The organism is Streptomyces sp. NPDC096310 (assembly GCF_044763125.1).
GTDB lineage: Bacteria > Actinomycetota > Actinomycetes > Streptomycetales > Streptomycetaceae > Streptomyces.
Map to the genome: position 1 here is coordinate 1 of NZ_JBIWFO010000058.1, position 3406 is coordinate 3406.

The window sequence follows — 3406 nt, forward strand, 5'->3', positions numbered from 1 at the left end:
CGCTCGTTTACGCAGCTCAACGGGATAGGAGGAAGGGCGTGCCATGACTCGATCCTTTCACGGAATCGAGTCCCTATCGAACCCGGAACGGTTCACACTGCGGCAGGAAATGGGCGTCCGCTCGGATATATGACGGCCGAGCAGCTGCTGGGGACTGGAATGAGCCTGGGGTGTGGCAGGGATTCGCGAGACGCTCCTGGCGTAGCTGAACACGATCGCACGGCTGGACCGGTTCCGCTTGTTGGTTGACTCCTGCCGCGTCGGGGCGCTGGACATAGGGTCGGCCTCAGTTGACCAGGGTCCGGGGCAGCCAGAAGCGCCTCTGATCATCGACGGCTGGGAACGTTTCCGCTCGCGGTTCTGCCGACCGAAGGCGACCGTAACGACATCCTTCATTTTCTGCTGCTGCTCGACATGGTTGCGCCGTGGCAACGCGAGCCGTCCCGCCGCACACCGGCGGAGAAGCACTCCTCACTGTGTTGACCCGCGGCTGCCCGGGCACTCGGCGCGCCCCTGAGAAACCACTTGTGGAATTATCGGCGTGCAAAAGCCTGATAGATGTTGAAAGTAGCGGCACACAGTCCTGCTATTCCCATAATTCCCCAAATGGTTCGGAAGATGTCTGGGGTGAATCTCGGGTCGAGAGAGCCGTCGTGAGAGAGGGCGGCCACGAAATCGTAGACTCGGAGCCCGATGTTCCGGTAGTCAAATGCTACGGTAAATCCGGCAGCCGCCACGATGACTCCCCAGGCGATATGGAGCATGCTGATTCTCCTTTTGCTGCGCGTGTGGCCGATCAAGGGAACCCTGGGGATATATCCCTTGATCGGCTACACGGATTTCCATGCAAGTGGTATCCAGTCTCGGGCTGCCGGGTGAATAGCTTTGTTGCGCCCGTCTTCCCTGCGCCGAAGGCTCCGCCTATTCCTGCAGTTGGGCCGAATCCCATGGTGAAACTGTGGACGATATTACCCCTGGAGTTTCTGTTGTTAAAGGTTCCTCTGTGACTGGTGGTTCCCCCCAGTCACATTCCTGCTGACTGGGGGCGACTGTAACGACGCCCCCAGTTCCTGCTGTTCTCGACGTGATTGTGCCGGACCGTGACATGGGTGGCCGTCCCCGCCGCGTGCCAGCGGAGAAGCGCTCCTTCAGCTTTTTTGTCGTGTCACCTACTGGTAGCTCGGCTCATGATGTCAGCAGCCATTGTTCGAGAAGACGCCGAATTTCCACGTATCCGCAGCCGGGCTCTTCTTGTAGAAGACGTTCGGTTGGATCGGCTCGCAGAGTGCGACAAGAATTTCTCCGGGATGCAGTGTGACGGTCTTGGTGAAAGACGTCCCTCCTTTTCTGGTGCGGGTCACGATGAAAATCAGCTCATGTGACCCTGGTGTGAGATCAACGAATTTTGGAAGCCTCTCAATTTTGCTGCACGCAGCCAGGGATTCTCCATCTTTCTTGATCCATACGGTGCTCCAATTTGGTGACATGCTGCGAGGTGGTTCGCGAATCTCTGCGCCAAGCAGGACACCGGTACGGCCTCGGTTGAGAGCGCGACGCAGACGGAGCCGGGCGCCCCAAGGGATCCTGTTGCCTTCCTTCAGCTCTGTCACGTCAGGTGTGCTGTCTGTCATTTTGTGAATTCTCCCCTGATTTTCGTCAATCCCTGTCGGTCATATTCCCGCCCGATATTGTTCCAGCGCCTGTCCAGATGATGGATTGGCTGTTGAAGCTATGACTGAGTCCTCTGGCGAGCTTTGAGGTGGCGTTGAGGAGCACACGCTTCGGAAGCCATTGTCCAACGGCTTCTCTAGCTGCATGATTCGCCATCTTAAGAGAGGTCCGGGAGGCGTAGGACGTAGCCAGGAAAGCGGCGTGCGCGCTGTGAGTGCCAGGACCGGAGGGGTTGGGCCGCTCACCGTCGAGCACGCGGCAGAAGCTGTCGATCTGCGTAGCCGCGGCGGAGGGCCAGGCCGGCTCACTGATGAGCGACTCGATCAGTTGCCCGTCCGGGGCGGGGCGCCTCACCCGGCCTCGCTCGATGACCACCGTTCCGTGGGGACCGGTCACCGTCAGATGCTCGGACTTCGGCCCGGCCGAGCGGGAGACCAGCAGAGAGCCGTACAGACCGCAGTCGTAGGCGAGATGAACCAGAGCGGTGTCCTCGGCGTCGTACTGCGCGTCGGGACGTGCGGCGGCAGAGGTGTCGGCCGGGACCCGGTCGGGCAGTCCGAGATACCAGATCAGCAGGTCGATGAGGTGGTAGCCCATGTCCATCAGGGCCCCGCCACCGGCCAGAGCTACCCGACCGCGCCAGCCGGCGGCCGGATCCGGGCAGTGGAAGGTGTAGCGGCCCTCGACCAGATACGGCCGCCCGATCCGCTCCAGCAACGGCACCGCCGCCGTGTACAGCGGATGGAAGCGGCGCTGCACAGCGACCATCAGCTCGATCCCGGCCCTGCCGCACAGCGCCACCAGTTCGGCAGCCTCGGCGGGGCTGGTGGCGAACGGCTTCTCCTTCATCACATGCACCCCGGCCGCCGCGCAAGCCCCGATAACCTCACGGTCGGCGTGGTGGGGCACCGCAACGACGGCGAAGTCCGAACGCACCTCCTCCAGCAGGCCACGCACATCAGTGAAGCCCGCCACCTCGTACCGCTGCGCCTGGGCGGCGGCCTTGCTGGGGTCGGTGTCGCATACCGCGACGAGTTGGGCGAACCGGGAGCCGGCCAGCCCCGGCAGGTGATCTTCCAGGGCCTGGTGGCCGAGCCCGATGACGGCTGTTTTCTTGCGTACGCCCATCGCGTTCACGCCTCTCGGGGAAAGCACATCAACCCGCCTGCTGCGGGCCGAGGCATGCTTCAGAGCACCGCACCTGGTCCGGCCGCGGCAGGGGCGCTGCCGTTGGCCGCAACGCCGTTTGCATCCGGTGCAAAGCCGCTGTCGCCGCCCGGCAGCACGGTCTACGGTGAGCGGGGGCCACCTCGGCTATCGACGGGGGCGTGGATGCCTGCCAGCACAGCGCGATCGCGGTCTGAACGGCCCGAGAATCCCGGGGAGCTGATCCGCGGCAGACGGCTCGCCCGGGGCTGGACGCTCGCTGATCTCGGTGCCCGAACCGGTTACTCCGCCTCCCAGGTATCCCGGTACGAGCGGGGCCTCTCCTCACTGTCCGGCATCGGTGTCCTCAGACGCTTCGCCGACGTACTCGACATTCCGCCCAAGGACTTCGGGCTCACCGCCGCTTCGCCCCCGGCCCAGAACCGACACGGATACCCTGTCGCCCCTGGTCTGACCTACCCGCGCCTTCCCGGCCCTAGTACTGCAACCGTGCTTGTAGTGACGGTGTGACGTCGTGGTCGTTGTGCTTGTCATGGGTGGGGACCTCGGGATCAGTGACGTGCGGCGG

The 3406-nt window shown here is 63.3% G+C and carries 3 protein-coding genes; 1 reads left to right on the forward strand and 2 read right to left on the reverse strand.

The window, feature by feature from the left end:
- Positions 1 to 1193: 1193 nt before the first annotated feature.
- Both ACIQ7D_RS37415 and ACIQ7D_RS37420 read right to left on the reverse strand, forming a co-directional pair.
- Positions 1194 to 1631, reverse strand: coding sequence for a hypothetical protein (locus ACIQ7D_RS37415; protein ID WP_403945752.1), 438 nt, complete (start codon positions 1629 to 1631; stop codon positions 1194 to 1196).
- Between the two features lie 25 nt (positions 1632 to 1656).
- Entirely contained in the window at positions 1657 to 2799 is a 1143-nt protein-coding gene (locus ACIQ7D_RS37420; protein WP_403945754.1) for a Gfo/Idh/MocA family protein, read from the reverse strand.
- Between the two features lie 204 nt (positions 2800 to 3003).
- Between ACIQ7D_RS37420 and ACIQ7D_RS37425 the strand changes: the two genes are divergently transcribed.
- Positions 3004 to 3348: a helix-turn-helix domain-containing protein gene (locus ACIQ7D_RS37425; RefSeq protein WP_403945756.1), complete on the forward strand. Its 345-nt coding sequence runs from the start codon at positions 3004 to 3006 to the stop codon at positions 3346 to 3348.
- Positions 3349 to 3406 lie beyond the last annotated feature (58 nt).

What these genes read in the sequence shown, in the direction of transcription:
- ACIQ7D_RS37415 (WP_403945752.1), bottom strand. Translation starts at nt 1,631, where the DNA reads ATGACAGACAGCACACCTGACGTGACAGAGCTGAAGGAAGGCAACAGG.
- ACIQ7D_RS37425 (WP_403945756.1), top strand. Translation starts at nt 3,004, where the DNA reads ATGCCTGCCAGCACAGCGCGATCGCGGTCTGAACGGCCCGAGAATCCC.
- ACIQ7D_RS37420 (WP_403945754.1), bottom strand. Translation starts at nt 2,799, where the DNA reads ATGGGCGTACGCAAGAAAACAGCCGTCATCGGGCTCGGCCACCAGGCC.